This is a genomic window from Nocardiopsis deserti, from assembly GCF_008638355.1.
Classification (GTDB): domain Bacteria; phylum Actinomycetota; class Actinomycetes; order Streptosporangiales; family Streptosporangiaceae; genus Nocardiopsis; species Nocardiopsis alborubida.
Genome location: NZ_VWVS01000012.1, coordinates 167,602 through 193,096 on the forward strand (window position 1 = coordinate 167,602; position 25,495 = coordinate 193,096).

Annotated in this window: 22 protein-coding genes; 11 read left to right on the forward strand and 11 right to left on the reverse strand. The window is 72.7% G+C overall.

Translation table 11 applies throughout. The features are described 5' to 3' along the window. Positions 1-111 precede the first annotated feature (111 nt). The 3 genes from leuC (at position 112) to FYW99_RS15835 (ending at position 2,771) form a co-directional block, all read left to right on the forward strand. A complete protein-coding gene (gene leuC / locus FYW99_RS15825) occupies positions 112-1,518 on the forward strand; it encodes a 3-isopropylmalate dehydratase large subunit (protein WP_150252812.1) in 1,407 nt (468 codons plus the stop codon). A 25-nt stretch (positions 1,519-1,543) separates the two neighbouring features. Next, complete coding sequence (gene leuD, locus FYW99_RS15830; protein ID WP_150252813.1) at positions 1,544-2,140, forward strand: 3-isopropylmalate dehydratase small subunit; 597 nt, start codon at positions 1,544-1,546, stop codon at positions 2,138-2,140. A 349-nt stretch (positions 2,141-2,489) separates the two neighbouring features. Further along, positions 2,490-2,771: an HU family DNA-binding protein gene (locus FYW99_RS15835; protein ID WP_013151244.1), complete on the forward strand. Its 282-nt coding sequence runs from the start codon at positions 2,490-2,492 to the stop codon at positions 2,769-2,771. Between the two features lie 146 nt (positions 2,772-2,917). Here FYW99_RS15835 and cofC read toward each other — a convergent pair whose 3' ends face one another. Beyond that, positions 2,918-3,610, reverse strand: a complete 693-nt coding sequence (cofC, locus tag FYW99_RS15840; protein ID WP_150252982.1) for a 2-phospho-L-lactate guanylyltransferase — start codon at positions 3,608-3,610, stop codon at positions 2,918-2,920. 317 nt (positions 3,611-3,927) lie between these two features. Between cofC and FYW99_RS15845 the strand changes: the two genes are divergently transcribed. From FYW99_RS15845 to FYW99_RS15860, 4 genes are read left to right on the forward strand one after another with little or no spacing between them, the layout of a single operon-like run. Beyond that, complete coding sequence (locus FYW99_RS15845; protein WP_150252814.1) at positions 3,928-4,773, forward strand: lysophospholipid acyltransferase family protein; 846 nt, start codon at positions 3,928-3,930, stop codon at positions 4,771-4,773. Between the two features lie 8 nt (positions 4,774-4,781). Then, a complete protein-coding gene (locus FYW99_RS15850; protein ID WP_150252983.1) occupies positions 4,782-5,837 on the forward strand; it encodes an NAD(P)H-dependent glycerol-3-phosphate dehydrogenase in 1,056 nt (351 codons plus the stop codon). Positions 5,838-5,848: 11 nt separating this feature from the next. Beyond that, entirely contained in the window at positions 5,849-7,078 is a 1,230-nt protein-coding gene (locus tag FYW99_RS15855; RefSeq protein ID WP_150252815.1) for a trans-sulfuration enzyme family protein, read from the forward strand. Positions 7,079-7,137: 59 nt separating this feature from the next. Next, the gene (locus FYW99_RS15860; RefSeq protein WP_150252816.1) at positions 7,138-8,262 is read left to right on the forward strand and encodes a D-alanine--D-alanine ligase family protein; all 1,125 of its coding nucleotides are present in this window, start codon (positions 7,138-7,140) and stop codon (positions 8,260-8,262) included. 358 nt (positions 8,263-8,620) lie between these two features. Here the strand turns inward: FYW99_RS15860 and FYW99_RS15865 are convergent, their stop codons facing one another. From FYW99_RS15865 to FYW99_RS15895, 7 genes are all read right to left on the reverse strand, one after another. Then, on the reverse strand, positions 8,621-9,502 hold the full coding sequence (locus FYW99_RS15865; RefSeq protein ID WP_150252817.1) for an EI24 domain-containing protein: 882 nt from the start codon (positions 9,500-9,502) through the stop codon (positions 8,621-8,623). Positions 9,503-9,562: 60 nt separating this feature from the next. Further along, on the reverse strand, positions 9,563-10,342 hold the full coding sequence (locus FYW99_RS15870; protein ID WP_150252818.1) for an RNA ligase family protein: 780 nt from the start codon (positions 10,340-10,342) through the stop codon (positions 9,563-9,565). Positions 10,343-10,469: 127 nt separating this feature from the next. Continuing rightward, on the reverse strand, positions 10,470-12,236 hold the full coding sequence (cydC, locus tag FYW99_RS15875) for a thiol reductant ABC exporter subunit CydC (RefSeq protein WP_150252819.1): 1,767 nt from the start codon (positions 12,234-12,236) through the stop codon (positions 10,470-10,472). Next, positions 12,233-14,107, reverse strand: coding sequence for a thiol reductant ABC exporter subunit CydD (gene cydD, locus FYW99_RS15880; RefSeq protein WP_150252820.1), 1,875 nt, complete (start codon positions 14,105-14,107; stop codon positions 12,233-12,235). Before cydD ends, cydC begins: the two co-directional genes overlap by 4 nt. 234 nt (positions 14,108-14,341) lie before the next feature. Beyond that, positions 14,342-15,394 (reverse strand): cytochrome d ubiquinol oxidase subunit II, encoded by a 1,053-nt coding sequence (cydB, locus tag FYW99_RS15885; RefSeq protein WP_150252821.1) that lies wholly within the window; start codon positions 15,392-15,394, stop codon positions 14,342-14,344. 12 nt (positions 15,395-15,406) lie between these two features. After that, positions 15,407-16,852, reverse strand: a complete 1,446-nt coding sequence (locus FYW99_RS15890; RefSeq protein WP_150252822.1) for a cytochrome ubiquinol oxidase subunit I — start codon at positions 16,850-16,852, stop codon at positions 15,407-15,409. A gap of 424 nt (positions 16,853-17,276) precedes the next feature. Next, entirely contained in the window at positions 17,277-18,008 is a 732-nt protein-coding gene (locus tag FYW99_RS15895; protein WP_150252823.1) for a DUF305 domain-containing protein, read from the reverse strand. An 89-nt stretch (positions 18,009-18,097) separates the two neighbouring features. Between FYW99_RS15895 and FYW99_RS15900 the strand changes: the two genes are divergently transcribed. Further along, complete coding sequence (locus FYW99_RS15900) at positions 18,098-18,892, forward strand: DUF3105 domain-containing protein (RefSeq protein WP_150252824.1); 795 nt, start codon at positions 18,098-18,100, stop codon at positions 18,890-18,892. Positions 18,893-19,447: 555 nt separating this feature from the next. Here FYW99_RS15900 and FYW99_RS15905 read toward each other — a convergent pair. Together FYW99_RS15905 and FYW99_RS15910 are read right to left on the reverse strand one after the other, a co-directional pair. Further along, positions 19,448-19,915, reverse strand: a complete 468-nt coding sequence (locus FYW99_RS15905; protein ID WP_150252825.1) for a DUF3515 domain-containing protein — start codon at positions 19,913-19,915, stop codon at positions 19,448-19,450. Between the two features lie 30 nt (positions 19,916-19,945). Further along, positions 19,946-20,179, reverse strand: a complete 234-nt coding sequence (locus FYW99_RS15910; RefSeq protein ID WP_097636772.1) for an Lrp/AsnC family transcriptional regulator — start codon at positions 20,177-20,179, stop codon at positions 19,946-19,948. Positions 20,180-20,310: 131 nt separating this feature from the next. On the opposite strand from FYW99_RS15910, the gene FYW99_RS15915 reads away from it, so the two are divergent. After that, positions 20,311-21,303, forward strand: a complete 993-nt coding sequence (locus tag FYW99_RS15915; RefSeq protein ID WP_150252826.1) for a thiamine-phosphate kinase — start codon at positions 20,311-20,313, stop codon at positions 21,301-21,303. A gap of 260 nt (positions 21,304-21,563) precedes the next feature. Further along, complete coding sequence (locus FYW99_RS15920; RefSeq protein WP_150252827.1) at positions 21,564-22,229, forward strand: cellulose binding domain-containing protein; 666 nt, start codon at positions 21,564-21,566, stop codon at positions 22,227-22,229. 164 nt (positions 22,230-22,393) lie between these two features. Here the strand turns inward: FYW99_RS15920 and rpmB are convergent, their stop codons facing one another. After that, positions 22,394-22,579: a 50S ribosomal protein L28 gene (gene rpmB, locus FYW99_RS15925; protein ID WP_013151263.1), complete on the reverse strand. Its 186-nt coding sequence runs from the start codon at positions 22,577-22,579 to the stop codon at positions 22,394-22,396. A gap of 566 nt (positions 22,580-23,145) precedes the next feature. Here rpmB and recG point away from each other — a divergent pair. Then, a complete protein-coding gene (gene recG, locus FYW99_RS15930; protein ID WP_150252828.1) occupies positions 23,146-25,353 on the forward strand; it encodes an ATP-dependent DNA helicase RecG in 2,208 nt (735 codons plus the stop codon). The last annotated feature ends 142 nt before the right edge of the window (positions 25,354-25,495 follow it).

The window sequence follows — 25,495 nt, forward strand, 5'->3', positions numbered from 1 at the left end:
GTCCATGGCTTGATATTGCCGTCTCGAAATATGGAATGCAAGTCAGGCCGCAGTCCGCGCAGGGCTCCACACGAGACGCGCCCGAGACGACAACGAGAGAGGCGATCGCCCATGGCACGCACGATGGCCGAGAAGGTCTGGGAGGAGCACGTCGTCCGACGTGCCGACGGCGAGCCGGACCTGCTCTACATCGACCTCCACCTCGTCCACGAGGTGACCAGCCCGCAGGCCTTCGAGGGCCTGCGCCTGGCGGGCCGGTCCGTGCGCCGCCCGGACCTGACCATCGCCACCGAGGACCACAACGTCCCCACCCAGGACCTGCTGGCCCCCATCGCCGACCCGGTCTCCCGCAAGCAGGTCGAGACGCTGCGCAAGAACTGCTCCGACTTCGGGGTGCGGCTGCACCCGATGGGCGACATCGAGCAGGGCGTGGTGCACGTGGTCGGCCCCCAGCTGGGCCTGACCCAGCCGGGCATGACCATCGTCTGCGGTGACAGCCACACCAGCACCCACGGCGCGTTCGGCGCCCTGGCCTTCGGCATCGGCACCAGCCAGGTCGAGCACGTCCTGGCCACCCAGACCCTGCCGATGGCTCCCTTCAAGACGATGGCCGTCACCGTGAACGGCACGCTGCGGCCGGGGGTGTCCGCCAAGGACGTCATCCTCGCGGTCATCGCCAAGATCGGCACCGGCGGCGGCCAGGGCTACGTCATCGAGTACCGGGGCGAGGCCATCGAGGCCCTGTCCATGGAAGCCCGCATGACCGTGTGCAACATGTCCATCGAGGCGGGCGCCCGCGCCGGGATGATCGCCCCGGACCAGACCACGTTCGACTACATCCGGGGCCGGGCGCACGCGCCGCGGGGCGAGGACTTCGACGCCGCGGTCGAGCACTGGAAGAGCCTGCGCACCGACGAGGGCGCGGTCTTCGACGCCGAGGTCGTGCTGGACGCCGACGAGCTCAGCCCGTTCGTCACCTGGGGCACCAACCCCGGCCAGGGCGTGCCGCTGGACGCCTCCGTGCCCGACCCCGCCTCGTTCGAGGACCCCTCCGCCCGCGCCGCGGCCGAGAAGGCCCTGGCCTACATGGACCTCGCAGCCGGAACGCCGATGCGCGAGGTGAGGGTGGACACCGTCTTCCTGGGATCGTGCACCAACGGCCGCATCGAGGACCTGCGCACCGCCGCCGAGATCATCCGCGGCCGCAGGGTGGCCGAGGGCGTGCGCATGCTGGTCGTCCCCGGCTCCATGCGGGTCAAGGAGCAGGCCAACGAGGAGGGCCTGGGCCGGGTCTTCGAGGAGGCCGGCGCCGAGTGGCGCGAGGCGGGCTGCTCGATGTGCCTGGGCATGAACCCCGACCAGCTCAAGCCCGGCGAGCGCAGCGCCTCCACCTCCAACCGCAACTTCGAGGGCCGCCAGGGCCGCGGCGGACGCACCCACCTGGTGTCGCCGCAGGTCGCCGCCGCCACCGCGGTGCGCGGCACCCTGTCCTCGCCCGCCGACCTGGCCGCCCTCTAGCGCGCCCCGTTAGGAGAGACCTCTCATGGAGAAGTTCGACGTCCACACCGGTCGGGCCGTGCCGCTGCGCGCGAGCAACGTCGACACCGACCAGATCATCCCGGCCGTCTACCTCAAGCGGGTCAGCCGGACCGGCTTCGAGGACGGCCTGTTCGCCGAGTGGCGCAAGTCCGACCCCGACTTCGTCCTCAACCGCCCCGAGTACCAGGGCGCGTCCGTGCTGGTGGCCGGGCCGGACTTCGGCACCGGCTCCTCGCGTGAGCACGCCGTGTGGGCGCTCCAGGACTACGGCTTCAGGACCGTGCTGTCCTCGCGCTTCGCCGACATCTTCCGCGGCAACTCGCTCAAGGGCGGCCTGCTGACGGTCCTGCTGGAGCAGGAGGTCATCGACCGCGTCTGGGCGGCCGTCGAGGCCGACCCCGCCACCGAGGTGACCGTGGACCTCGTCGAGCGCGAGGTGCGGGTTCCGGCGGCGGGCGTGCGGGAGTCCTTCGAACTGGACGACTACACCCGCTGGCGGCTCCTGGAGGGCCTGGACGACATCGCGCTGACCCTGCGCCACACGGACGCGATCGGGGAGTTCGAGGGCACCCGCAAGCCCTGGCTGCCGGTGACGCTCTAGACACTGATCGGCTTCTGGGCCGGGGATTCGTGGCCTGTGTGACGCAGGACACCCCCGGTCCAGAAATATTTTACCTTTACGTACTGTGAGCGCCTGCTTACGGGTCTTCCGTCCTTAAGCTCAGCGTGTCTCGTGCCCGGAATCCGGTTATACGTAGGCATTTGAGGCTCGCAGAAGGGGTCAAAAGGGACTGAAGTCGGAGGCGGTTCCGGTCTGGACCGGAGCCCCGTAGGAGCTGCCGCGCAGGTGGGGATGGACCCGACACGCCCTGCCCGTAGGCGTTTGTATTTGTGTAAGGGCCTCTGCTTCCCCTAATTTCGTGCGAGCAAGGGGGAACCGGAGGAACCTTATGAACAAGCGTGACCTGATCGACGCGATCTCCGATCGACTCGGAGACAAGAAGACCGCGACCGAAGCGGTCAACGCTGTGCTTGACACCATTCAGGCCACCGTGGCGTCGGGCGACAAGGTCGCCATCACTGGCTTCGGCGTTTTCGAGAAGTCCGAGCGCGCGGCCCGTACGGCCCGCAACCCCGCCACCGGCGCCACCATCAACGTCCCCGCGAGCTTCGTTCCGAAGTTCCGCGCTGGCGCTGACTTCAAGGCTCTGGTCAACGGCGACAAGAAGTAACCCGCCACCACACGGCGACGGGTCCGTCCGCCCGGGTTCCCTTCGAGGGGCCCGGGCGGAACGCGTTCCCGGGGGTCCTGAGGCCTCGTGGGGCTCCTGGCCCGTAAGGGGTTCCAGGGGGAGGCGTGGAAGGGCCTCAGGAGGGCTCAGGGCGCGTTCTGCGGGCACAGGCCGCCGCCCACGAGCTCCCACAGCCCGCGCGTCCTGGGACCCACGCCCAGCGCCACCGCGGCGCGCAGGTCCTCGAACGTGTCCACGTCGCGCCGCACCGACGCCACGTCCGGCACCACCAGCTCCCTGGCGCCCCCGGACAGGTGGCGGGCCCGCGAGGGGCCCTCGAAGGCCGGGATGAACGGGTGCCCGGGCGCGGCGGCGAACAGCGTCGTGCCCACGCCGGGAGCGTCCGGCAGGAAGGAGCGCCCGTGCCCGGCCGCCGCCGCCAGGACCCGCTCCAGCTCCTCGGGGCGCAGCGCGGGCAGGTCGGCGGACAGGGCGCACACCCCGAGCGCGGGCAGGCGCCGCCGCGCGACGGCCGCCCCGTGCTCCAGCGCCGGGTTCAGCCCCGTACCGGGTTCGCCACCCACCACCACCGCGCCCAGACGGGCCAGCTCGGCGCCCGCACGCGCGTCCTCGGTCACCGCGAACACCGCCGCCACCGTGGGGCAGGCCCGCGCCGCGGCCACCGTGTCGCAGGCGATGGCCAGCGCCAGGTCCTCGCGGCGGCCCCCCGCGGCCGGGGCCAGCCGCGACTTGGCGCGGCCGAGGTGCTTCACTGGGACGACCAGGGACCAGCGCGCCCCGGGGCGCGGCGCCCCGCTCCGTTCTCCACAGCCGGTCACGGTCCCCCCGGAACGTCGGTACGGCACGACAGTGACGAGGGTAGGCGTTCGGGGAGGAGCCGTCGGCGCCGCCGCCCGGCGGAGTCGTACGGAAAAACCCGGACCGGGCCAGGCGCCGGGGGGAGGGCTTGCCGGCGCCGTCCGCCGGGGACGTGCGGGAGCCCCTCCCCGGGCCCCGCGGTCCACCGCGGCCGCGCCGCGCCAGGCGCGTCCCGGGCCCGAAGGGCGGCGGACGGCACCCCGCCGACCACGCCCTACACTGAATCGGTTGTGCTGTGCGGCCTCGACGGGCCTGGAGCGATGGAGTGAGGAGTCCCGTGGCCAAGCAACGAGAATCCCGGTGGGTGAAGGCGGTCGTCTCCCGGATCGTCCGGTTCGTCCTGTGGTTCGTGACCAAGCCGGACTGGAAGGGCACCGAGCACGTCCCGGACAGGGGCGGCGCGATCATCGCCCTCAACCACCTGTCCCTGGCGGACCCGTTGACGGTCGCCCACTTCCTCTACATCGGCGCCCGGCGCTGGCCGACCTTCACCATGAAGGAGGGGGTCATGCGCATCCCCGTGGTGAGCGCGGTGGCCAGGAGCACCGGTCAGATCCCCGTCAAACGCGGCAGCACCGACGCCGTCAAGGCGCTCCACGAGGCCGAGCTGGCGCTCACCCGCGACGGCGCCTCGGTGATCTTCTACCCCGAGGGCACCTGCACCCGGGACCCGAACCTGTGGCCGATGACGGCCAAGACCGGCGTGGCGCGCCTGGCCCTCACCACGGGCGTGCCCGTGGTCCCGGTGGCGCACTGGGGCGAACAGCACATCATGCCCTACGGCACCAAGAAGGTCAGGCTGTTCCCGCGCAAGCGCGTGGAGTTCCGGGCCGGACCGCCGGTGGACCTGTCCCGGTTCCGGGACCAGCCGCTGACCGGAACGGTCCTGCGGGAGGCCACCGAGGCGATCATGGCCGACATCACCGGCCTCCAGGCCCGGATCCGCGGAGAGGAGCCGCCCGCGGTCCCCTACGACCCCAGGAAGGCGCGGGCCGCGGCCGCCGGGAGCGGGGAGCGGCCCTCCGTGGACGGCGGCACGGCCGCCGCGGCGGACGGCACGGCGCCGGCCGACGACGAGGCCGGGGCGAAGGGCGACAACGGCAAGGACAGTGCGGGGGCATGACGGAGCCGATGGGTAGCGACGACGTGAGGATCGCCGTTCTCGGCGCGGGCTCGTGGGGCACCGTGTTCGCGAACATCATCGCGGACGCGGCCGACCTGGCCCGGGAGCGCCGCCCGGGCGGCCCCGCCGCCGAGGTGGTCCTGTGGGGGCGGCGGGCCTCGGTGGTCGACGCGATCAACGACACCTCCGAGAACCCCGACTACTTCCCCGGGGTCGCCCTCAACCCGCGCCTGCGCGCCACCACCGACGCCCCCAAGGCGCTGGCGGAGGCCGACGTGGTGGTGCTGGCGGTGCCCTCGCAGACGCTGCGGGCCAACCTCGTGGACTGGCGTCCCCACCTGCGCGAGGACGCGGTGGTCGTCAGCCTCATGAAGGGTGTGGAACTGGGCACCCGCATGCGGGTGAGCCAGATCATCGCCGAGGTCCTGGAGTACCCCGAGGAGCGCATCGCGGTGGTGTCGGGCCCCAACCTGGCCCGCGAGATCGCCGAGCGCCAGCCCGCCACCGCCGTGGTCGCCTGCTCCCACGAGCCGACGGCCGTACGGCTCCAGAGCCTGTTCAGGTCGGCCTACTTCCGCCCCTACACCAGCACCGACCTGGTCGGGGTGGAGATCGGCGGCGCGATGAAGAACGTGATCGGACTGGCCGTCGGCGTGGCCGAGGGCATGGGCTTCGGGGACAACACCAAGGCGTCCCTCATCACCCGCGGCCTGGCCGAGACCACACGCCTGGCGGTGGCCCTGGGCGCGGACGAACACACCCTGTCCGGCCTGGCCGGGATGGGTGACCTGGTCGCGACATGCTCGTCGCCGCTGTCGCGGAACCGGACCTTCGGTGAGAAACTGGGCGCTGGCAAGACCCTCGAACAGGTCGTCGCGGAGACCAAGCAGACGGCCGAGGGGGTCAAGTCCTCCGAGTCCGTCCTGGAACTCGGATGGGCCCACGGGGTCGACCTGCCGATCACCGAGGCCGTCGTCAAGATGATGCACCACGACCTGAGCCCGGCCGAGGCGCTCGCCGCCTTCATGGCGCGCAGTGCCAAGCCCGAGCGCTACGGGGTCTGAGAGCGAGCACGATGTCACACACACCAGGGTCCGCGGCGGGCGCCGGGGCCGAGGGCGAGTACACGCGGGCGGTCTCCCTCCCGCAGGCGCCGGTTCCCGCCGAGCGCCCGATGCGCATGCCCGTCCACCGGGCCACCACCTACGCGTTCGACACCTCCCAGGAGTACGCGGACGTGCTGGCGGGCACCCGGCCGGGCTACTCCTACGCGCGCATCGACAGCCCCACCGTGGACGCGTTCGCCGACGCCGTCGCGGCCCTGGAGGGCGCCGGGGTGCCGGGGCCGGTGCGCGGACAGGCCTTCTCCTCGGGCATGGGCGCGCTCAGCACGGTGTTCATGGCGCTGACCGAGGCCGGGTCGCACGTGGTGGCCTCGCAGTCCATCTACGGCAACACCCACTCGCTGTTGGACCGGCTGCTGCGCCGGTTCGGCGTGCGCACCGACTTCGTGGACATCACCGACCCGGACGCCGTGCGCGCCGCCGTGGGGCCCGACACCCGGATGGTGTTCACCGAGACGCTGTCCAACCCCACCATGACCGTCTCCGACCTGCCCGAACTGGCTCGGATCTCCCACGAGGCCGGTGCCGCTCTGGTGGTGGACTCCACCTTCGCCTCCCCGGCCGTGTGCCGCCCGCTGGAGCACGGCGCCGACGTGGTCGTGCACTCGGCCACCAAGTACATCGGAGGCCACAGCGACACCACCGGCGGCGTGGCCGTGGCCTCGCCCGACCTGATCGGGCGCATCCGTTCCGCGCGCGTGGACCTGGGCCCCTGCCTGGCCCCCGACGAGGCCTACCTGCTGCACCGGGGGCTGGAGACGCTGCCGCTGCGTGTGCAGCGCCAGTGCGAGAGTGCGGCCGCCCTCGCCGCGGCACTGGAGGGGCACCCCCTGGTGGAGCGGGTCGACCACCCCTCGCTGGCCTCCCACCCCCAGTCGGCGCTCGCCGACAAGCTCTTCGACCGGGGCCGCCACGGCGCGGTCGTGACCGTGCACCCGCGCGGCGGACGCGAGGCCGGGATGGCCTTCGCCGACCGGCTGCGCGTGGCCACCATCGCCGCCTCGCTGGGCGGCACGCACACGCTGGCCGGACACGTCGCCTCCACGTCGCACCGCAGCATGAGCGAGCGTGAACTGGCCGCGGCGGGCATCTCACCGGGAGCGGTGCGGTTCTCCGTCGGCCTGGAGGACCCCCGTGACCTCGTCGAGGACGCCCTGGCGGCCCTCGGCGGGGACAGCTGACACACCGCGGGGTCTCACCCGCTCCGGTTCCAACCAACGGCGAGATAGGGTCAGGCAGCATGTCGTCCGAACAGCGCAAGATTCGGGTGGCCGTCGTCTTCGGCGGGCGTAGCTCCGAACACGAGATCTCCTGCGTCACCGCGGGCAGCGTGCTGTCCGTCGTCGACCACGACCGCTACGAGGTCGTGCCGGTCGGTATCACCCGTACGGGCAACTGGGTGCTGACCTCGGGTGACCCCGAGAGCCTGCGCATCGACGCGGGCACCAGCGCGCTGCCGTCGGTGTCCGAGGACGGCGTCGACCTGGCGCTGCCCTTCGACTCGGAGGGCCAGCTGATGGTCGTGGACCCGGTCAAGGGCCCCGAGCGCCTGGCCGGGGTGGACGTGGTGCTGCCGCTGCTGCACGGCCCCTTCGGCGAGGACGGCACCATCCAGGGGCTGTTCGAGATGATGGGCGTGCGCTACGCCGGGGCCGGGGTGTTCTCCAGCTCCGCCTCCATGGACAAGGTCTTCATGAAGGCCATGCTGCGCGGCAACGGCATCCCCACCAGCGACTTCGTGGCCATCACCGACCGCCAGTGGCGCACCGAGCGCAAGAGGGTGCTGGACGACGTGGCCGAACTGGGGGCCACCGTGTTCGTCAAGCCCGCCCGCGCGGGCAGCAGCGTGGGCATCAGCAAGGTGGAGGACTCCTCCGACGCCGACGCGGTGGTCGCCGCGGTCGAGGCGGCCCGGGAGCACGACCCCAAGGTGCTGGTGGAGGCCCGGGTCGTGGGCCGCGAGCTGGAGTGCGGCGTACTGGAGTCCGAGGACGGCGGCGCGCCCGACGTGTCCGTCCCGGCCGAGGTGCACGTCGCCGACGGCTTCGACTTCTACGACTTCGAGGCCAAGTACCTGTCCACGAGCAGCCTGACCATCCCGGCCCAGATCCCCGAGGAGGCCACGGCGCGCCTGCGCGCGCTGGCCGCCGACGTGTTCGAGGCGATGGGCTGCGAGGGCCTGGCCCGCGTGGACTTCTTCTACACCGAGGACGGCGACATCCTCGTCAACGAGCTCAACACCATGCCCGGCTTCACCCCGGCGTCGGCCTTCCCGCAGATGTGGGCCGCCACCGGCGTGGACTACGCGGCCCTGGTGGAGCGGATGATCTCCACGGCTCTGCGCCGCGCCCCCGGTCTGCGGTAGACGGACCCTCTCCAGGCGGGTGGCCGGGCGGTCGCCCGCCTTCGGCGTTCTCGGGGACACGGGTACACGGGGGCGGGCCCGCCCGGGTGGACGGACCCACGGAGGTCCCTCCGCGAGCGTACGCTCACCGCGACCGGGCCACCAGCCCCTCCGCCGCCCTGTGGACGCCCCGGCTCCGGCTGGACCCTGACCGCCGCCGCGCACGCGTACGGGCTTCCGCGCGGCGGGGCGGCACCGGGCCCGGGACCGCGTACGCAGAACCGCCCCGCGCGCGGGCACGGGGCGGTCCATGTCGGCGCTGGTGGGGCCGGGAGGGCCCGGCGCTGGGGAAGCCCTGCGCCGGGAAGTCCGGCTCCGGTCAGCCCTGGCCGTGTCCGTTGGGGGAAGAGCCGCCGGGGAGGGGCCCGCCAGGAGGTGTTCCGCCGGGAAGCGGCCCGCCCGGAGCGCCCGGTCCCGGCAGGGGGCCCGCGGGGTCCGGCCGGTGCGGCGCGGTGGGGACCAGCTCGCGGGTGAGGAGCACCGCGCCCGCGGTGGCGGCGGGGAAGACCACCACGGCCAGGAACGGGATCGCCAACAGGAAGTACGTCGGCACCGCGTAGCCCAGCACCCGCGCCCGCCGCGTGCCCATGTACCGGCGCCGCTCGCGGATGGTCATCAGCCTCCGGCGGTCGAACGCGCTCGCCAGCAGCTCGACCGCCAGCAGCCACCCGCCCAGCACGGCGGCCAGCACCGGACCGACCACCTGGCCCACCACCGGGATGAAACCGATCGCGAACACGAACACCGTCACCACGAGGGACACCGCCACGACCGCCAGCGACTGCCGGATGGCCCGCCACATCGACGTCATCAGCGGCTCGTCGAGCTCGCCGGGGTCGTTGCCCAGCTCCTTCTCGACCAGTTCGGTGACCTTGTCGTAGATCGGCCCGCCCAGGGTCAGCGTGACCGTCGTGAACCCGACCACCATCAGCAGGAGCGATCCGGCCAGGACCGCCACGGACACGGCGCCGCGCAGCAGCCCCTGCCACAGGGGGTCCCAGCCGTCGGCGAAGGGCGTCGCCCAGCCGGCCAGGTCGGTCAGGTTCACCACCAGGAGCACGAACAGCGCCAGGAACACCAGTGATGTGATCAGGGCGGGAAGGGCACCGAGCAGGAACAGGCGGGGTTTGCGCAACAGCAGGGTGAAGCCGCGTAGGAGGGCGCCGACGCCACCGAGGAACTCACGAACAGGATTGGCCACGGGGGAACCCTAGAGGACCCCGGTCCCACTGTCAGATCCGGGGCCCGGCGCCCCCTGCCGTCATCCCCCGTGCCGGGCTCGGCGCTTGAGCGTGCGCCGGTAGTCCTGGAAACGGGCCTTGGCGATCACCGACCGGTCGGCCGTGCGCAGCACGATCCCCTCCGCCTGCCCGCCCGCGTCCCCGTCCAGCGCCACGCGGGTGCCCGGCAGGTGTTGGGCGACGAACTCCGAGGTCTCGGCGACGCCTTGGGGCAGCTTGTCGGCGGGCACGGTGGCGAGCCGGGGCGTGAGCTCGATCCCCTCGCGCTCGGCGAGCCGGGAGAGCGCCGCCTCGCGGAGGAAGTCCTGACCCCCGCCCTCGCGCCAGGCGGAGACCTCGTGGCGCTGCCGGGACAGCACGTCGGTCGGGACGGCCGCCGAGTCGAACATCCGGTACCCGACGGCGCGGTTGCCGGTGTACTCGCGGCTGGCCGCGGTGACCTTGCCCCCGTACACCTCCAGGTAGTGGACGACGACTCCGGTCCCGGGCGGGGTGATCCGGTCGGCCAGGGCGCGCAGGGCGTCGACGATGCCCAGGGCGGGGTTCCCGATCAGGTCGCCCCTGGCGTAGAGCAGTTCCTCGCGGCTGCCCAGGACGTAGTCACCGGAGGGAAAGCAGACAATTCGGGCATTCGTCCCGTCCACCTTTTCGGACAGAATGACGTCGCCGGTGAAGGCGGCGGCCTCCTCCAGCAGCCCCCCGTTCTTGGGGTCGAGGGTGTGGTAGGTGGGGATGCTGGGGTACTTGGTGGCGGAGTTGAGGACGGAGAGGTCGAGCGCGCGCAGGTCGGGTTCGGTCATGATCGGCTCCAGGGGGTTCGGTCCGTCAGGGCGGCACGGTGGGACGGTATCCCAGGACGGTCCGTCAGGCCCCCCGTTTACGGCCCGTCCGCGCCGCGCGCCCGCGACCCGGGCGGGCCCGGACCGGTCAGCCCGTGCTGACGTCGCGGTACCAGCCCTCCCGCCGGGACAGCTCCTCGTGCGTGCCCTGCTGGATCACCCGGCCGTCGCGCACCACGTAGATCCGGTCCACGCGGTCCAGACCCGTCAGGTCGTGCGTGACCAGCAGGGTGGAGTACCCCTCGGCCGCGGCCAGCAGGTCCTCCACCACCGCGTCGCGCGTGTCCGGGTCCAGGTGGGCGGTCGGCTCGTCCAGCACCAGCACCCGGGGCGCCGCCAGCAGGGCGCGTGCCAGCGCCAGCCGCTGCACCATCCCGCCGCTCAGGCCCAGGCCGTGCGTGCCCACCCGCGTGTCCAGCCCCCGGGGCGTCGCCGCCACGTCGTCGGCCAGCCGCGCACGCCGCAGCGCCTCCCACAGCTCGTCGTCCTCCGCGCCGGGTCGGGCCAGCCGCAGGTTCTCCCGCAGCGTCGAGGCGAACACGTGCGGGTCCTGCGGGACCCCCGACACCACTCCGCGCACCTCGTCGGCCGGGTACGACGTGACGTCCTCCCCGCCGATCTCCACCAGGCCGCCGTCCGGGTCGCGGAACCGCAGCAGCACCGACGCCAGCGTGCTCTTGCCCGCGCCGCTGGGGCCGATCACCGCCACCGTCCACCCGGCGGGGATCTCCAGGTCCACCCCGTCCAGCGCCCACGGCTCCCCGGGTCCGTAGCGCACCCGCAGGTCCCGCACCCGGACCGTCGCGTCCCCGTGCGGGTCCAGGCCCGTGCGCGTGGGCGCGGCGACCGCGGGCGGGGTGTCCAGGACCCCGAACAGCCTCGCGCCGCTCGCCCGGATCGCCCCCAGCCTGGCCGCCACGGCGGGCAGCGGCGCCACGATCTCGAACGCCGCCAGCGTCACCAGCACCAGCACCGCCAGCGACACCGCGTCCAGCGTTCCGCCCTCCACGGCGGCCACACCCAGGAACAGCACGCCCCACACGGTCAACCCGGTGATCAGCGCGCTCGCCCCGGCGCCCAGCCCCAGGATCGCGGAGTCCCTGCGCGCCAGCCGGGTCAGCTCCTCGTCGGCCGCGTACACCCGCTCCACCTGCCGGTCCATGGCGCCGTAGGCCACCAGGTCGGACGCCCCGTGCAGGGTGTCCACCAGGGTCGTCGACAGCTCCCCGCGCGCCCTGGCCTGGCGCCTGCCCGGCTCCCGGCCCAGCGCGGCCGCGGCCAGCGGCACCGCCAGACCGGCCAGCAGCAGGCCCGCCGCCAGGAGCAGCCCTCCCGGCACGTACAGCGCGGTCAGGACCAGGACCGTGACGCCGCCCGCCGCCACCGAGACCAGCGGTGGCGTCAGTCCGCGCACCAGCAGGTCCAGGGTGGCCTCGGTGTCGTTGACCAGCCGGGACACCAGGTCGCCGGACCGGAAGCGGCCGAACGGCTCGGTTCTGGCGAGCCTCTCGTACACCCGCACCCGGACCTCGGCCAGAGTGCGGAACGCGGCGTCGTGGGTGACCAGACGCTCCAGGTAGCGGGCCACCCCGCGGCCCACGCCCAGCGCGCGGGTGGCGACCACGGCCACACCCAGCGCGGTGATGGGCGGGTGGTCGGCGGCTGTGGCCAGCATCCACGCGGCCACGCCCAGCAGGGCCACGGCCGCACCGGTCGCGGCGGCGCCCAGCAGCACGCCGAGCGCGAAGCGGCCCCCGCGCGGCCGGGCCAGGGCCGTCATCCGCAGCAGCGGGTCGCGGCGGCGTTCGCGCTCGGGCACGTGGAGCGTGTCGGGGGCGGCGGTGTCGGCGCTCATCGCGACGCACTCCCTTCCTGGGTCAGCAGCGGCAGTGACGCGGTCCGCAGGGTGTCTCCGAGGACGCCGTGCGCCCAGCCGGTGTCGTGGGCGACGATGACGGCGGTCCGGCCCTCAAGGAGCCGGGCGACGGCCGTGCGCACCGCCGCGGCGTTCTCCGGGTCCAGGTGGGCGGTGGGCTCGTCCAGCAGGACGAGCGGGGCGTCCCGGCACAGCGCCCGTGCCAGCGCGATCCGCTGCCGCTGTCCGGCCGACAGGCGGGCGCCGCGCTCGCCGAGCCGGGTGCCGTAGCCGTCGGGGAGGGCACGGACGAACGCGTCGGCCTCGGCCAGCCGGGCCGCCTCGCGCACCCGCTCCATGGAGGCGTCGGGCGCGCCCAGCCGGATGTTGTCGGCCACGGACACGTCGAACAGGTAGGGGTTCTGGGGGACCCAGGCGGTGCCGAGGCGCCAGTCGTCGGCGTTGACCCCGTCCAGGGGCTGCCACCCTCCGCCGGGCGCGCGCACGCTGACGCGCCCCCGCGTGGGTTCGACCAGCCGCAGCAGCAGCGACAGCAGGGTGGACTTGCCCGCCCCGCTGGGGCCGGTGAGCAGTAGGTGCTCCCCGGCCGCCACCTCCAGGTCCAGCCCCGACAGCGCGGGCACGTCCCGTCCGGGGTAGAGCAGTTCCACGTCCTCGAAGCGGAGGTCGCCTCCGGCGGCGGGTGCGGGTCGGCCGGTCGCCGGAGGAGGGGCGGGGGAGCCGGATCCTGTCGCGGCGGCCGTCGTCCCGACGGAGTCCGTGGCGGGGGCGGCCCCTGTGACGCCGGAAACCTCCCCGGTCCCCTTCGCCCCCCGGGGGCCGTCGGCCGTGCCGTCCGCCGGGTCCGGTGCGGAGGCCCCGGTCCGCGCCGCTTCGCGTCCGCGCTCCAGCTCGGTGAACACCTGCTTGGCGGCGGACACGCCCTCCATGCTCGCGTGGAACCGGGCGCCCACCTCCCTCAGCGGCAGGTAGGCCTCCGGCGCCAGGACCAGCACCAGCAGCGCCGTCTGGTAGTCCATGTGGCCGCCCAGCAGGCGCAGGCCCACCTCCACCGCGACCAGCGCCACCGCCAGGGTGGACAGGAGCTCCAGAGCGAACGCCGACAGGAAGGCGACCCGCAGCGTTCCCATCGTCGCCCGCCGGTGGTCCTCGCCCACCCGGCGCAGGATCTCGGCCTGCGCCTTGGCCCGGCGGAACACGGCCAGGGTCGGCAGCCCCTCCACCACGTCCAGGAAGTGCCCGCCCAGGCGGCTCAGCAGCTTCCACTGCCGGTCGGTGCGCTGCTGGGTGTGCATTCCGATCAGTGCCATGAACACCGGGATCAGCGGCAGCGTCACCAGGATGACGATCCCCGAGATCCAGTCCGCCCAGAACACCACCGCCAGCACGGCCAGGGGCACGATCGCGGCCAGGACCAGCTGGGGCAGGTAGCGGGCGAAGTAGTCGTCGAGCGCGTCCAGGCCCCGGGTGGTCAGGGTGACCAGCTCACCCGCCTTGGGCGAGCCCTGATCGCCGCCGGGCTCGGCCGTCCACACCCTGCCCGATCCGGTCACGTGCGCCACCAGCTGGCGGCGCAGCTGCGACTTGGTGCGCGCGGCGCTGTGCAGCGCGGAGGTCTCTGCCAGGTAGGACAGCAGGGCCCGGACCACGGCGACGGCCGCGACCGCGCCGACCACCCAGCCCAGGGTGTCCAGTCCCTCACCCCTCCAGGCGCCGGTGACGGCGCGGGCCAGCAGCCAGGCCTGGACCAGGATCAGGCCGGTGATGAGCACTCCGCTGGCCACGGAGACGGCCAGGTGCGCGCGTACCGCGCTGGCGGTACGCACCAGGCGCGGGTCAAGGGGCTTCATGGGCGCGTGACCTCACGACGTCGTTCGGGCCGGGTGCAGGGCTGACCCGGAGTGGCTGGGGCCTTCACGGTGGTACGGTGTCGCCCCGGTCGGCCGGAGCGGGCGCGACGGCCCCAGTATCCACCCGGTGCGCCTCGCTGACCGGCCGCCGCCGCGGCCCTCTGCTCCGGGGCGGGGCGGCCGGGTGCCTCCCGGGCGGGGCGGGTGCGCCCGCCGGGAGGCACCGCGGCACCGTCAGGCAGCGGGTTCGGGATTCCTGCCTCCGTGCTCGGCCTGGGTGACGGCAGCCCCGGTCACGGTCTCGCCGGTCACCCGCCTGCGGAACACCCAGTAGCTCCACCCCTGGTAGAGGAGCACGAGCGGTAGGAACACCACCGCCACCCACGACATCACGGTCAGCGTGTACTCGGCGGAGGAGGCGCCCGCGACGGTCAGGCTGAACGCGGGGTCGGTGGTGGAGGGCAGCACGTTCGGGAACAGCGCGGTGAACAGGGCGGCGAACGCGGCGAGGATGGTCACGGCGGTGAAGGCGAACGACCACCCCTCGCGGCGCCGCCAGGCAGCCGCGACCCCGCCCGCCAGCGCCGCGGCCGAGAGGGCGACCAGAGGCAGGGTCCGTGTCCCGTCGCCGTGGGCGAGCTGGGTCCACACCAGGAAGAGCGCGCCCAGCGGGACCGCGGCGCACGCGGACCACAGGGCGGCCCGGCGCGCGCGGATCCGCACCGGCCCGTCGGTCTTGAGGGTCAGGAAGATCGCCCCGTGCAGGGTGAACAGCGACAGCGTCGTCAGCCCGCCGAGCAGGGCGTAGGGGTTGAGCAGGTCCGCCACCGAGGAGGTGACCACCTGGTCGGGGCCCATGGCCACGCCCCGGACGACGTTGGCGAAGACCACGCCCCACAGGAAGGCGGGCGCGGTGCTGCCCGCGAAGATCGCCCGGTCCCACCAGGCGCGCCACACGGAGCTGTCGCGCTTGCCCCGGTACTCGAACGCCACACCGCGCAGGATCAGCGCGACGAGGATGAGGAAGACCGGTGCGTAGAACCCGCTGAGCAGGGAGGCGTACCAGGCGGGGAAGGCGGCGAAGGTCGCGCCGACCGCGGTGATCAGCCACACCTCGTTGGCGTCCCAGACCGGCCCGATCGCGTTGATGGCGACCCGGCGGTCGACGGAGTCGCGCCTGCCCATGAAGGGCATGAGCGTGCCCACCCCGAAGTCGAACCCCTCCAGGACGAAGTACCCGATCCACAGGACCGAGATGGCGATGAACCAGATGACGGCCAGTTCCATGGTCCTTGGCTCCTAGTAGCTGAAGTGCGGGATCTTGGACTCGTCCTCGTCGTCCTCCAGGTCGGGGACGAGGTGGGAGGGCCCGGCCTTGATGTACTTCAGGAGCAGGCCGACCTCGACGACGAAGAGCCCTCCGTACACCGCGGTGAACCCGGCCAGGGTCGCCGCGACGGCCCCCAGGCTCACCCCGGGGGAGACGCTGGCCGCGGTGAGCAGCTCGCCGTGCACGGTCCAGGGCTGGCGGCCCATCTCGGTGAGCACCCAGCCGAAGATGTTGGCGGCCAGCGCCGCGGGCAGCGCGAGCATGGCCGCGTAGTAGAACCACTTGCTGGTCGGGGTGCGCTCCCTGCCCCAGGTGAGGAGGAGGCCGAGCGCGGCCACCGCCACCCCGAACATGCCCAGGCCCATCATCAGGCGGAAGGACCAGTACACGACGAACACGTTGGGGGTGTAGTCGCCGGGGCCGTAGTACTCGTCGTAGGCCTCCTCCAGGTTGTTCATCCCGTGCACCTCGCCGTCGAACTGGCCGGTGGCGAGGAAGCTGAGCACGTTGGGGATGGTGATGTCGATGGGGTTGTAGCGTTCCTCGGTGTCGCCGACGGCCAGGGCGGAGAAGGCCGCGCCCTCCTCGGTCTCCCACAGGGCCTCGGCGGCGGCGAGCTTCATCGGCTCGTACTCGGCGGCGAGCTTGGCCTGGTGGTCGCCGGAGAAGACCACCAGGGCCCCGGCGGCCAGGGTGAAGACCAGGCCGACCTTGAGCGTGCCGCGGAACAGGGCGAAGTCCTTCCGGGGCGGGACCACCCCGGGGATGCCGGTGTCGTCGTGGTGGCTGTTGCGCCAGAGCTTGTAGGCGCTGACCGCCACGACGAACAGCCCGGCGGTGATGAACGCGGCCGAGACGGTGTGCAGGTAGGTGGACCAGGCCTGGTCGTTGCTGAGCACCGCCCAGATGTCGGTGAGCTCGGCGCGCCCGTTCTCCTCGTTGACCGTGTAGCCGACGGGGTGCCGCATCCAGGCGTTGGCGGCGAGGATGAAGTACGCCGAGAGGTTGGTGCCGATGGCGACCGCCCAGATGCAGGCCAGGTGGACGCCCCGGGACAGCCGGTGCCAGCCGAAGATCCACAGTCCGATGAAGGTGGACTCCAGGAAGAAGGCGAGCAGGGCCTCCATGGCCAGCGGGGCGCCGAAGACGTCGCCGACGAAGCGGGAGTACTCGCTCCAGTTCATGCCGAACTGGAACTCCTGCACGATCCCGGTGACCACGCCCATGGCGAAGTTGATGAGGAAGAGCTTGCCGAAGAACTGGGTGGCCTGTAGGTACTCGTGTTTGCCGGTGCGGTACCAGAGGGTCTGGAGCACGGCCACGATGAACGACAGCCCGATGGTCAGGGGTACGAACAGGAAGTGGTAGATCGTGGTGACACCGAACTGCCACCTCGCGAGTTCAAGGGCTTCCATACCCGCCTCTCCAAGTACCGACCGCCGGTAGTACTACAGATCGTAGTTCTACAGCGCGTCGTAGTTCCAGCGGGTCCCGTGGAAAACGGTGTTCCGTGCGTCTCCCCGGTGGGTGCGCGGGCTCTCCGGGGCGTTCCGGCGGAGGCCGCGGACGGGCCTCCAGCGCCGCCACCTGCGGGGAAGTCGCCCGGGCGGGGCGGCCGCGGCCTCGCGGGAAGCCGCCGTGTGCGTTCGGACACACACGCTTCGGGGCGCGGACCGCTGTGCGGGGGACCGGCTGCGGGCGTGGCCGGATTCGTGCGGGACCGGATCCGGGTGCACGCTGCCCGGACACGAACGGTCCTGGGGACGTACACGGCCCCGGACACGAGGACGGCGGCCCACCCGGAGGTGAGCCGCCGTCCTCATGTGCCCGAACGCGGGGTCAGTCGCCGGAGGCGCCGTCCTGGCGCTGGTCGATCATGCCCTCCATCAGGTCGATCTCCTTGAGCTGGGAGTCGGCCATCCCCTGCGCGAAGTTGGTGACCAGGTCCTCCTGGCCCAGCTCCACCTCCGCCTCGGCCATCTCGATGCCGCCCCGGTGGTGGGCGATCATCAGCTCCAGGAAGAGGAGTTCGGCCTCCACGCCCTCGGCGTCCTCCAGGGACACCATCTCCTCGGAGGAGGCCAGGCCCGGCATCGTGTCGGGGACCTCGCCGCCCTCGCCGCCGTGGTCGTGCCCCTCCATCCAGGCCATCGGCTCCTGCACACCGCGCGCGTTGAGGTCCCAGGCCATCAACCACCCCTGCATGATCCCGATCTGGGCCTGCTGCGTGCGGGTGATGTCGGTGGCCACCGTGCGCAGCTCGGGGTCCTCGGTCTTCTCCAGGATGATCATCGACATGTCCACGGCCTGGGCGTGGTGCGCGCTCATGTCACGCAGGAACCCGGCGTCGGCGCCGGTGTCCAGGGGGTGGGACGGGCGTCCCAGCAGGTAACCCCCGCCCAGGGCCAGTACGACGAGGATCACAGTGATCCACATCGGTACCGAACGCCAGGACACCCGCGACGGGGTCTCCTCGTCCGGTGCCCCGTCCTCCCACGGGGGCCCGTCGTCGTCCGGGACATCGCCGACGTGGTCGGCGGTCCCGGCCGCGGGACCGTTTTTCTGTTCCATAGGAACCATCCTGGTCGAATCGCCCAACTCTGGTGCCAAAGTAGAGGATAGGTAAGTCCCTAATGTCACCATCCATCCCAGGAGACCCAGTGGCCAAGAAGAAGACGGCGGAGGAGCGTCGCCGCCGCGCCGCCGAGCTGAAGGCGCAACGCGTCAAAGAGGAACGCCGCCGCAAAATCCTTACCACCACCGGTATCACGACTGCTGTGGTCCTGGTCGTGGGACTGATCGGTTTCCTCGTCTTCATGGAGTTCCGCAGCCGCACGATCTCGGGGGTGGAGGAGTACGAGGTCGGCTCCTACGCCCACGTCGACACCGGACAGCGCGTGAACTACGAGCAGACCCCGCCCGTGGGCGGCGACCACTGGAACGCCTGGCAGAACTGCGGTGTCTACACCGAGCCGGTGACCCACGAGTTCGCGGTGCACTCCCTGGAGCACGGCGCGGTGTGGATCAACTACCGGCCCGACCTGCCCGAGGACCAGGTGCAGACGCTGACCGACATGTACAGCTCCGGCGACTACCTGGTGATCAGCCCCTACGCGGGTGAGCTGGACGCGCCGATCGTCGCCTCCAGCTGGGGACGCCAGATCAGCGCTGAGAGCGCCGACGACGAGAACCTCCAGCGCTTCGTGCGACTGTACGAGCGCGGCACCGACGTTCCCGAGCCGGGCGCCGCCTGCTCCGGCGGCGTGGCGGAGAACGCCGAGGAGGTCGAGGCCATGCTCGGCAGCGGCGGCGGCGTGGACGCCGAGACCATGGAGGGCCCCGAGGGCGGCGACGCCGGAGCCGAGGAGGGCACTGAGGAGGGCGCCGGGGACGAGGCCTCCGACGCCGCCGAGGACGCGCCGTCCGCTGAGGAGTCGGCTGGGGCGGAGAACTGACGGGACTTTCCACCGTCACCGTGATCCCGTGATGGCCGAACGTGGGGCCGCCAGCGGAAGCTGGCGGCCCCACGCGCGTGTCGTCCACAGGCCGCACAGGCTGTCCACAGGCCGAAAGAGCCTCTGGCAGAAGGGTTCAGCGCGGGTTTAGCGTGGTAAACGGGGAGGCCGCGCCTTCGCCCGCTTCGGCGTGCCCGCGTAGACCTCCGAGCCGGGTGACCCCTCTGCGGCGGCCGCGGCCCTGTTCGCCGTGCTCTTGTACTCGTAGCGGGGTTCGAGCGCTCAACCCCGCTACAAGTACAAGAGCGTCACAGGTCAGAACGCTTGCGTCGCACCAGCAACGATTCCGGTGAGGCCAAACTCAGCACCTACTGACGGACGCTCGTGGAGCACAGTCGCGGTTCTACCTGGCGCGAGCACAGACGCGGCCCTGCCCGGTGTGAGTACAGGCACGACCTCCTCAGCGCGAGCGCGGTCCCCTCCGCACGGGCACGAGCGCGCCCCTCCCGCTGCGAGCACGGGCGCGCCCCTCAGCGCAGTACGGCTAGCGCCGGGTCACAGCTCCCCTTCGGGAAGCGCCGGGACGTGTTCGACGATCAGGTCGCTGACCGTCGACAGCGCGGCGGCGGGGGCGCCGTGGGCGGCCGGGACCGACAGTTCCACGTAGGCCTCGTGGCCGATCGCCGTGTACATGGTGGGTGCGTCCTCCGGCTGCGGCAGCCACGGAACACCGTTGACCTCCTGTAGGTAGGAGGTGCTGGTCAGGGTCACCGGGCGCTCCACCCCGCAGCGCAGCCCGATGGGCGGGTCGCCCCAGGCCGCGGTGAGCTCCGAGTCGGGCCGCACCTGTGCCCGCTCCGCTCCCAGCAGGGTGTCGGGGAGCGCCGCGACGAGGTCGGCGCAGACCTCGGCGGTCGCCGCGTCTGCCTCCGGCGGCTGCATGCGCACGGTCTGCGCGCCGCAGCCCGTCGCCACCAGGGCCAGGGCCGCGACCACACCGGCGTACGCGTACCGACTCAGCACAGCAGACCCCGCTCCGGATGACGCGATGCGTCAGATGTTGACGATGGGACAGGTGAGAGTCCGGGCGATGCCGTCCAACCGCTGGATCCGGGCCACCACGAGGGTGCCCAGGGAATCGATGTCTTCGGCGCCGGCCTGGACGATGACATCGTAGGGCCCGGTCACGTCGTGGGCCTTCTCGACCCCCTCGATGCCCCGGATGCGTCCTGCCACCTCGGCTGCCTGACCGACCTCGGTCTGGATCAGGATGTATGCCTGCACCATGAGTACTCCTTCGTGTCGCCGGGCGAAGCGGCGAGTGGGTTCACGGCCGAGCCAGGGTGCGGCCGATGACGGACGGATGACAAGCGTGGGTCCGGACCACCGCGCCGGAGCGTCACCGTACCCTGATCCCTGTGCGGAACACCATTGGGGGTCTTGGTGAGTTCGCTCTGATCGCACGCGTGACGAGCCAATTCCCCACCACGGACGATGTAATCCTCGGACCCGGGGACGACGCCGCTGTCGTCGCGTCCCCCGACGGCCGGACGGTCGCGACCACCGACCTGCTGGTCGAGGGCCGCCACTTCCGGCGCGAGTGGTCCACCGCCCGTGACGTGGGGCACCGGGCCGTCGCGCAGAACTTCGCCGACGTCGCGGCCATGGGCGCCCGCCCCACCGGCCTGCTCATCGGGTTCGCCGCGCCCGCCGACCTGCCGGTGTCCTGGGCGGAGGAGTTCACCGCCGGGGTCCGCGACGAGTGCGCGGTCGCGGGCGGCGCCGTCGTGGGCGGGGACATGGTCGGCTCGGACACCCTCACCATCGCGGTCACCGCGCTCGGCGACCTCCAGGGACGGGCGCCGGTCCGCCGCGACGGAGCCCGACCCGGCGACGTGGTCGCCTACACCGGCCACCTGGGGCTGTCGGCCGCCGGGCTCGCCCTGCTGGAGCAGGGGATCGACGGCCCGGCCGAGTGCCTGTCCGAGCACCGCAGGCCCAGCCCGCCCTACGCCCGGGGAGCGGAGGCGTCCCGCCTCGGGGCCACGGCCATGCTCGACGTCAGCGACGGCCTCGCACAGGACCTCGGGCACGTCTGCCGGGCCAGCGGCGTACGTATCGACCTGGAGGGGGAGGCGCTGCGCCCCGAGCCCGCCCTCGTCGAGGCGGTCCGCGTCCTGGGCGCCGGAGCCGGCACGGCCGAGCGGGCCGCGCGCGACCTCATGGTCGCCGGGGGAGAGGACCACGCCCTCGCCGCCGTGTTCCCGCCGCACACCGTTCTGCCCGCTCACTGGTACAGGGTGGGAACCGTTGTGGGAACAACAGGTGAAACCGCGGAAGAAAACACAATTCCGGTCACGGTCGATGGGCGGGTTCCGCCTCGCGGAGGATGGGATCATTTCCGGCGCTGAGACGCCCGATGGGATTTGTCCTGTTTAACTCTCACGCTAGGCTTTGCGAACGCGGCCTTTCCGGGCGCAGCACCCGCCTCATGGGACGCAGCGACCCCAGGAAGTCCCCGGGAGCCACCGACCGAGGGTCGGCAGAAGAAGCCACGGCTTCGCCGGTGTCCCCCCGCATCAGACCGGGGCGCACACGGCGGAGGGCGACGAGGGAGGGACCGGAACCGGAGCTCTCGGTGGAGGGTGATGGAAACGTCGAGGAGCGGTTTATGGGGCGGCATGGCTGGCGGAACGGCAACCGCCGGGGTGTGCACCGCAGCGAGCCGGAGGGCGTCGGCGCGCTGCGGCGGCTCGGCGGCCTCATCGAGAGCACGGTCCCCAAACGCGTCGAACCCCCGCGCCTGCTCAACGTGCTCGTCGTCTCCGGCGTGATCCTCGGCCTGCTCCTGTTCGGGTACAGCACCACCCAGATCTACCTCCAGTTCGGCGGCACCCCGGGCGCGACCGAGGACCCCGGGGTCCAGGACGGGGCCCAGCCCACGCACGACGCCTCACCCGGGACCGACGCCGAGGAGCCGGCGGCCGGAGGCGAGGGGGCGCGGGGACCGCAGACCCAGGCGGGTTCGGAGCCGACCACGGTCGTCTACCGCGTCACGGAGTCCACGGCGGTCGGGTTCAGCGGCCACGTCACCGTCACCAACACCTCGCGGGCCAGCCTGGACGGCTGGGAGCTGGCCCTGGCCTTCGACTCAGCCGAGGTCACGCACGTCAACGGCGCGGACTGGGCGGAGATCGAGGACGGCATCCTGGCCCGTCAGCCCGCCGACCAGGACAGCCTGGAGCCCGGGGACTCGGTGGCGCTCACCTTCGAGGCGGTGGGTGTGCCGCAGAGCCCGATCCGCTGCTCCCTGAACGGCCACGTCTGCGAGCTGTGAGCCGGGCGGGTGGGGACGCCGGTCGCCTCCGGGCCCGCCGAGGGCCCGGCAGGGGGTCCGGTGCGGGCTCCGGTCCCAGGCCCCCACAGGGCCCCGACCAAGGGTGAAGGCCCCCGACCGAGAGGGTCAGGGGCCTTCATGGAAGGTCCGGAGGGCTGGGAGCCCTAGCGGGTCACCTTGCCGGCCTTGATGCACGAGGTGCAGGCGTTCACGCGCTTGGGCGTGCCACCCACACGGGTGCGGACGGTCTGGATGTTGGGGTTCCAGCGGCGGCGGGTGCGACGGTGCGAGTGGGAAACACTGTTACCGAACCCTGGTCCCTTGCCGCAGACGTCGCAGACAGAAGCCACGGTAACTCCATTCAAGCGCTCGGGATCGCGCACGTCGCCGCACGCGAAGGTTCATCCGACCGGGAGAGGTCGGGCGGACTGGTTGGCGGTGACACCAACCGTGGAAGGTTACACGAAGGACATGGCCGGACGCGCAGTGCAGGCCGACGACCGGTGTCCGTACGCGCGATGGTGGGCCGCACCGTGGTCGAGAACGACCCAGGCGAGCGCCGGGAGCATCGAATACGCCACGCGGGCATGGCGAGAACGCGATGAACTTCCACGAGTATATCCCGGTTGGGAGGGGCAGGGACCACGGGCGAGGGACCGTCGCCGGGGTCCGGAGGGCCCGCCCTCCTGTGGGATGCCCGCGCACCCGGGGGTCCTCACCGGAGCTGTGAGGCCCGACCTCCTGTGGGACGCCCTCCGGGACCGGGAGACCCACAGGAATCCGGGGAGCCCTCCGGGCCGGGCCCCGAACCCCTTCCCCCGCGTTCGCGGGCCGAGCGAGGTGGCGGGAAGGCGCGCGAGCGTCGCACCGGAGGACTACCGTGGCGGTGACCGGCGATCCGAGACGGGAAGCACACGTGAGCACCTGGGACGAACCGCTGAGCAGGGGGCCCCTCAGGGGCAAGACGGCCAAGGCCCTCTCCGAGAAGCTCGACCTGCACACCCTCGGCGACCTGCTGCGCTACTACCCGCGCCGGTACGACCGGCGGGGTGACCTGACCGACCTCGCGGCACTGCGCGAGGGCGAGGAGGTCACCGTGCAGGCCCGCGTCCTGGACGCCAAGCGGCGCACCGTGCCCGCGCGGCAGGGCCGCCGCCGCATGGACATGATGGAGGCCACCGTCACCGACGGCACCGGGCGCCTGCACCTGACCTTCTTCAACCGGGGCTCCTACCACCAGGGAGCCCTCGTCCCCGGGCGCCTGGCGATGTTCTCCGGCCGGGTCTCCACCTTCAAGGGCCGCCGCCAGCTCGACCACCCCCAGTACGAACTCCTCGACGAGGACGGCCACGAGGGCGAGCGGGCCCGGGCCTACGCAGAGGAGCTCATCCCCGTCTACCCGGCGGTCAAGGGCCTGGACTCCACCACCATCGCCCGCACCGTCGACATCGTCCTCGCCGACGTCGACAGCCTGCCCGACCCGCTGCCCCCCGAACTGCGCGAACGGCGGGGGCTCCTCGGCGTCGCCGAGGCCCTGCGCCGGATCCACCGGCCCGCGGAGTGGTCCGACGTCGGCTCCGCCCGCCGCCGCCTGAAGTGGGACGAGGCCTTCGTCCTGCAACTCGCGCTCGCCCAGCGGCGCCACCGCGCCGAGGACCTGCCGGCCAAGCCCCGGCCCGGCGCGGTCGACGGCCTCCTGGACGCCTTCGACGCCCAGCTGCCGTTCACGCTCACCGAGGGGCAGCGGGAGGTCGGCGAACGCCTCGCCGAGCGGCTCGACGCCGCCCACCCCATGCACTGCCTGCTCCAGGGCGACGTCGGCGCGGGCAAGACCCTGGTGGCGCTGCGGGCCATGCTCCGGGTCGTGGACTCCGGCGGCCAGGCCGTCATGCTCGCGCCCACCGAGGTCCTGGCCCAGCAGCACCACCGGTCCATCAGCGCCATGCTCGGTGCGCTGGGCCGCGCAGGGCAGATCGAGGGGGCGGAGAACGCCACCCGGGTGGCGCTGCTCACCGGTTCCATGAACGCCGCCGCCCGCCGGGAGGCCCTGCTCGACGCGGCGTCCGGCGCCGCGGGGATCGTCGTGGGCACCCACGCCCTGCTCCAGGAGCACGTGTCCTTCGCCGACCTGGGGCTGGTGGTGGTCGACGAGCAGCACCGGTTCGGCGTGGAGCAGCGCGACGCCCTGCGGGAGAAGGCCGTGGACGGGCGCCCCCACGTGCTGGTCATGACGGCCACGCCCATTCCGCGCACCGTCGCGATGACCGTCTACGGCGACCTCGACGTGGTCGCCCTCACCCAGCTGCCCACCGGCCGCGCGCCCGTGTCCACGCACGTGGTGCCCGCGCGTGAGAAACCGCACTTCCTGGCCAGGGCCTGGGAACGCATCCGTGAGGAGGCGGGCGGTGGACACCAGGCCTTCGTGGTCTGCCCGCGGATCGGCGACGACGCCAAGGAGGAGGCCGAGGAGGAGGTCGGCGCCGGGGACGGCGAGGAGGCCGCGGGCGCCCGGCCGCCGCTGGCGGTGCTCGACGTGGCGGCGCGCCTGACGGAGGGGCCGCTCTCCGAACTGCGCGTGGAGGTCCTGCACGGCCGGATGGCGCCCGACGACAAGGACGCGGTGATGCGCCGCTTCTCGGCCGGGGACACCGACGCCGTCGTCTCCACCACCGTCATCGAGGTGGGCGTGGACGTGCCCAACGCCACGGTGATGGTCATCATGGACGCGGACCGCTTCGGCGTCTCGCAGCTGCACCAGCTGCGCGGCCGGGTCGGCCGAGGTCAGCTGCCGGGGCTGTGCCTGCTGGTCACCGACGCGGAGGAGGGCTCCCCGGCGCGTGAGCGGCTGGCCGCGGTGGCCGCGACCACCGACGGCTTCGAACTCTCCCGGGTGGACCTGGAGATGCGCCGCGAGGGCGACGTGCTGGGCGACTCGCAGTCCGGAGCCCGCTCCAGCCTGCGGATGCTCACCCTGCTCAAGGACGAGGAGCTCATCGGGGACGCGCGCGAGGAGGCCACGGCGTACGTGGCGGCCGACCCCGGGCTGACCGGGCACCCGCCGCTGGCCGAGGCGCTGGAGACGCTGCTGCCCGAGGAGCGGGCGGAGTACCTGGACAAGGCCTGAGCGCCCGGGGCGGCAGGGCCGGGCGCGAGCGGGAACAGCGACCGGGCGCCCGGCGGCGGGGGCCGGTTGCCCACAGGCCGCGGTGCTGTCCACAGGCCGAGGTGGAGTCTGGTGCGGCCTGCGCGCCGGGGCCTAACGTGGA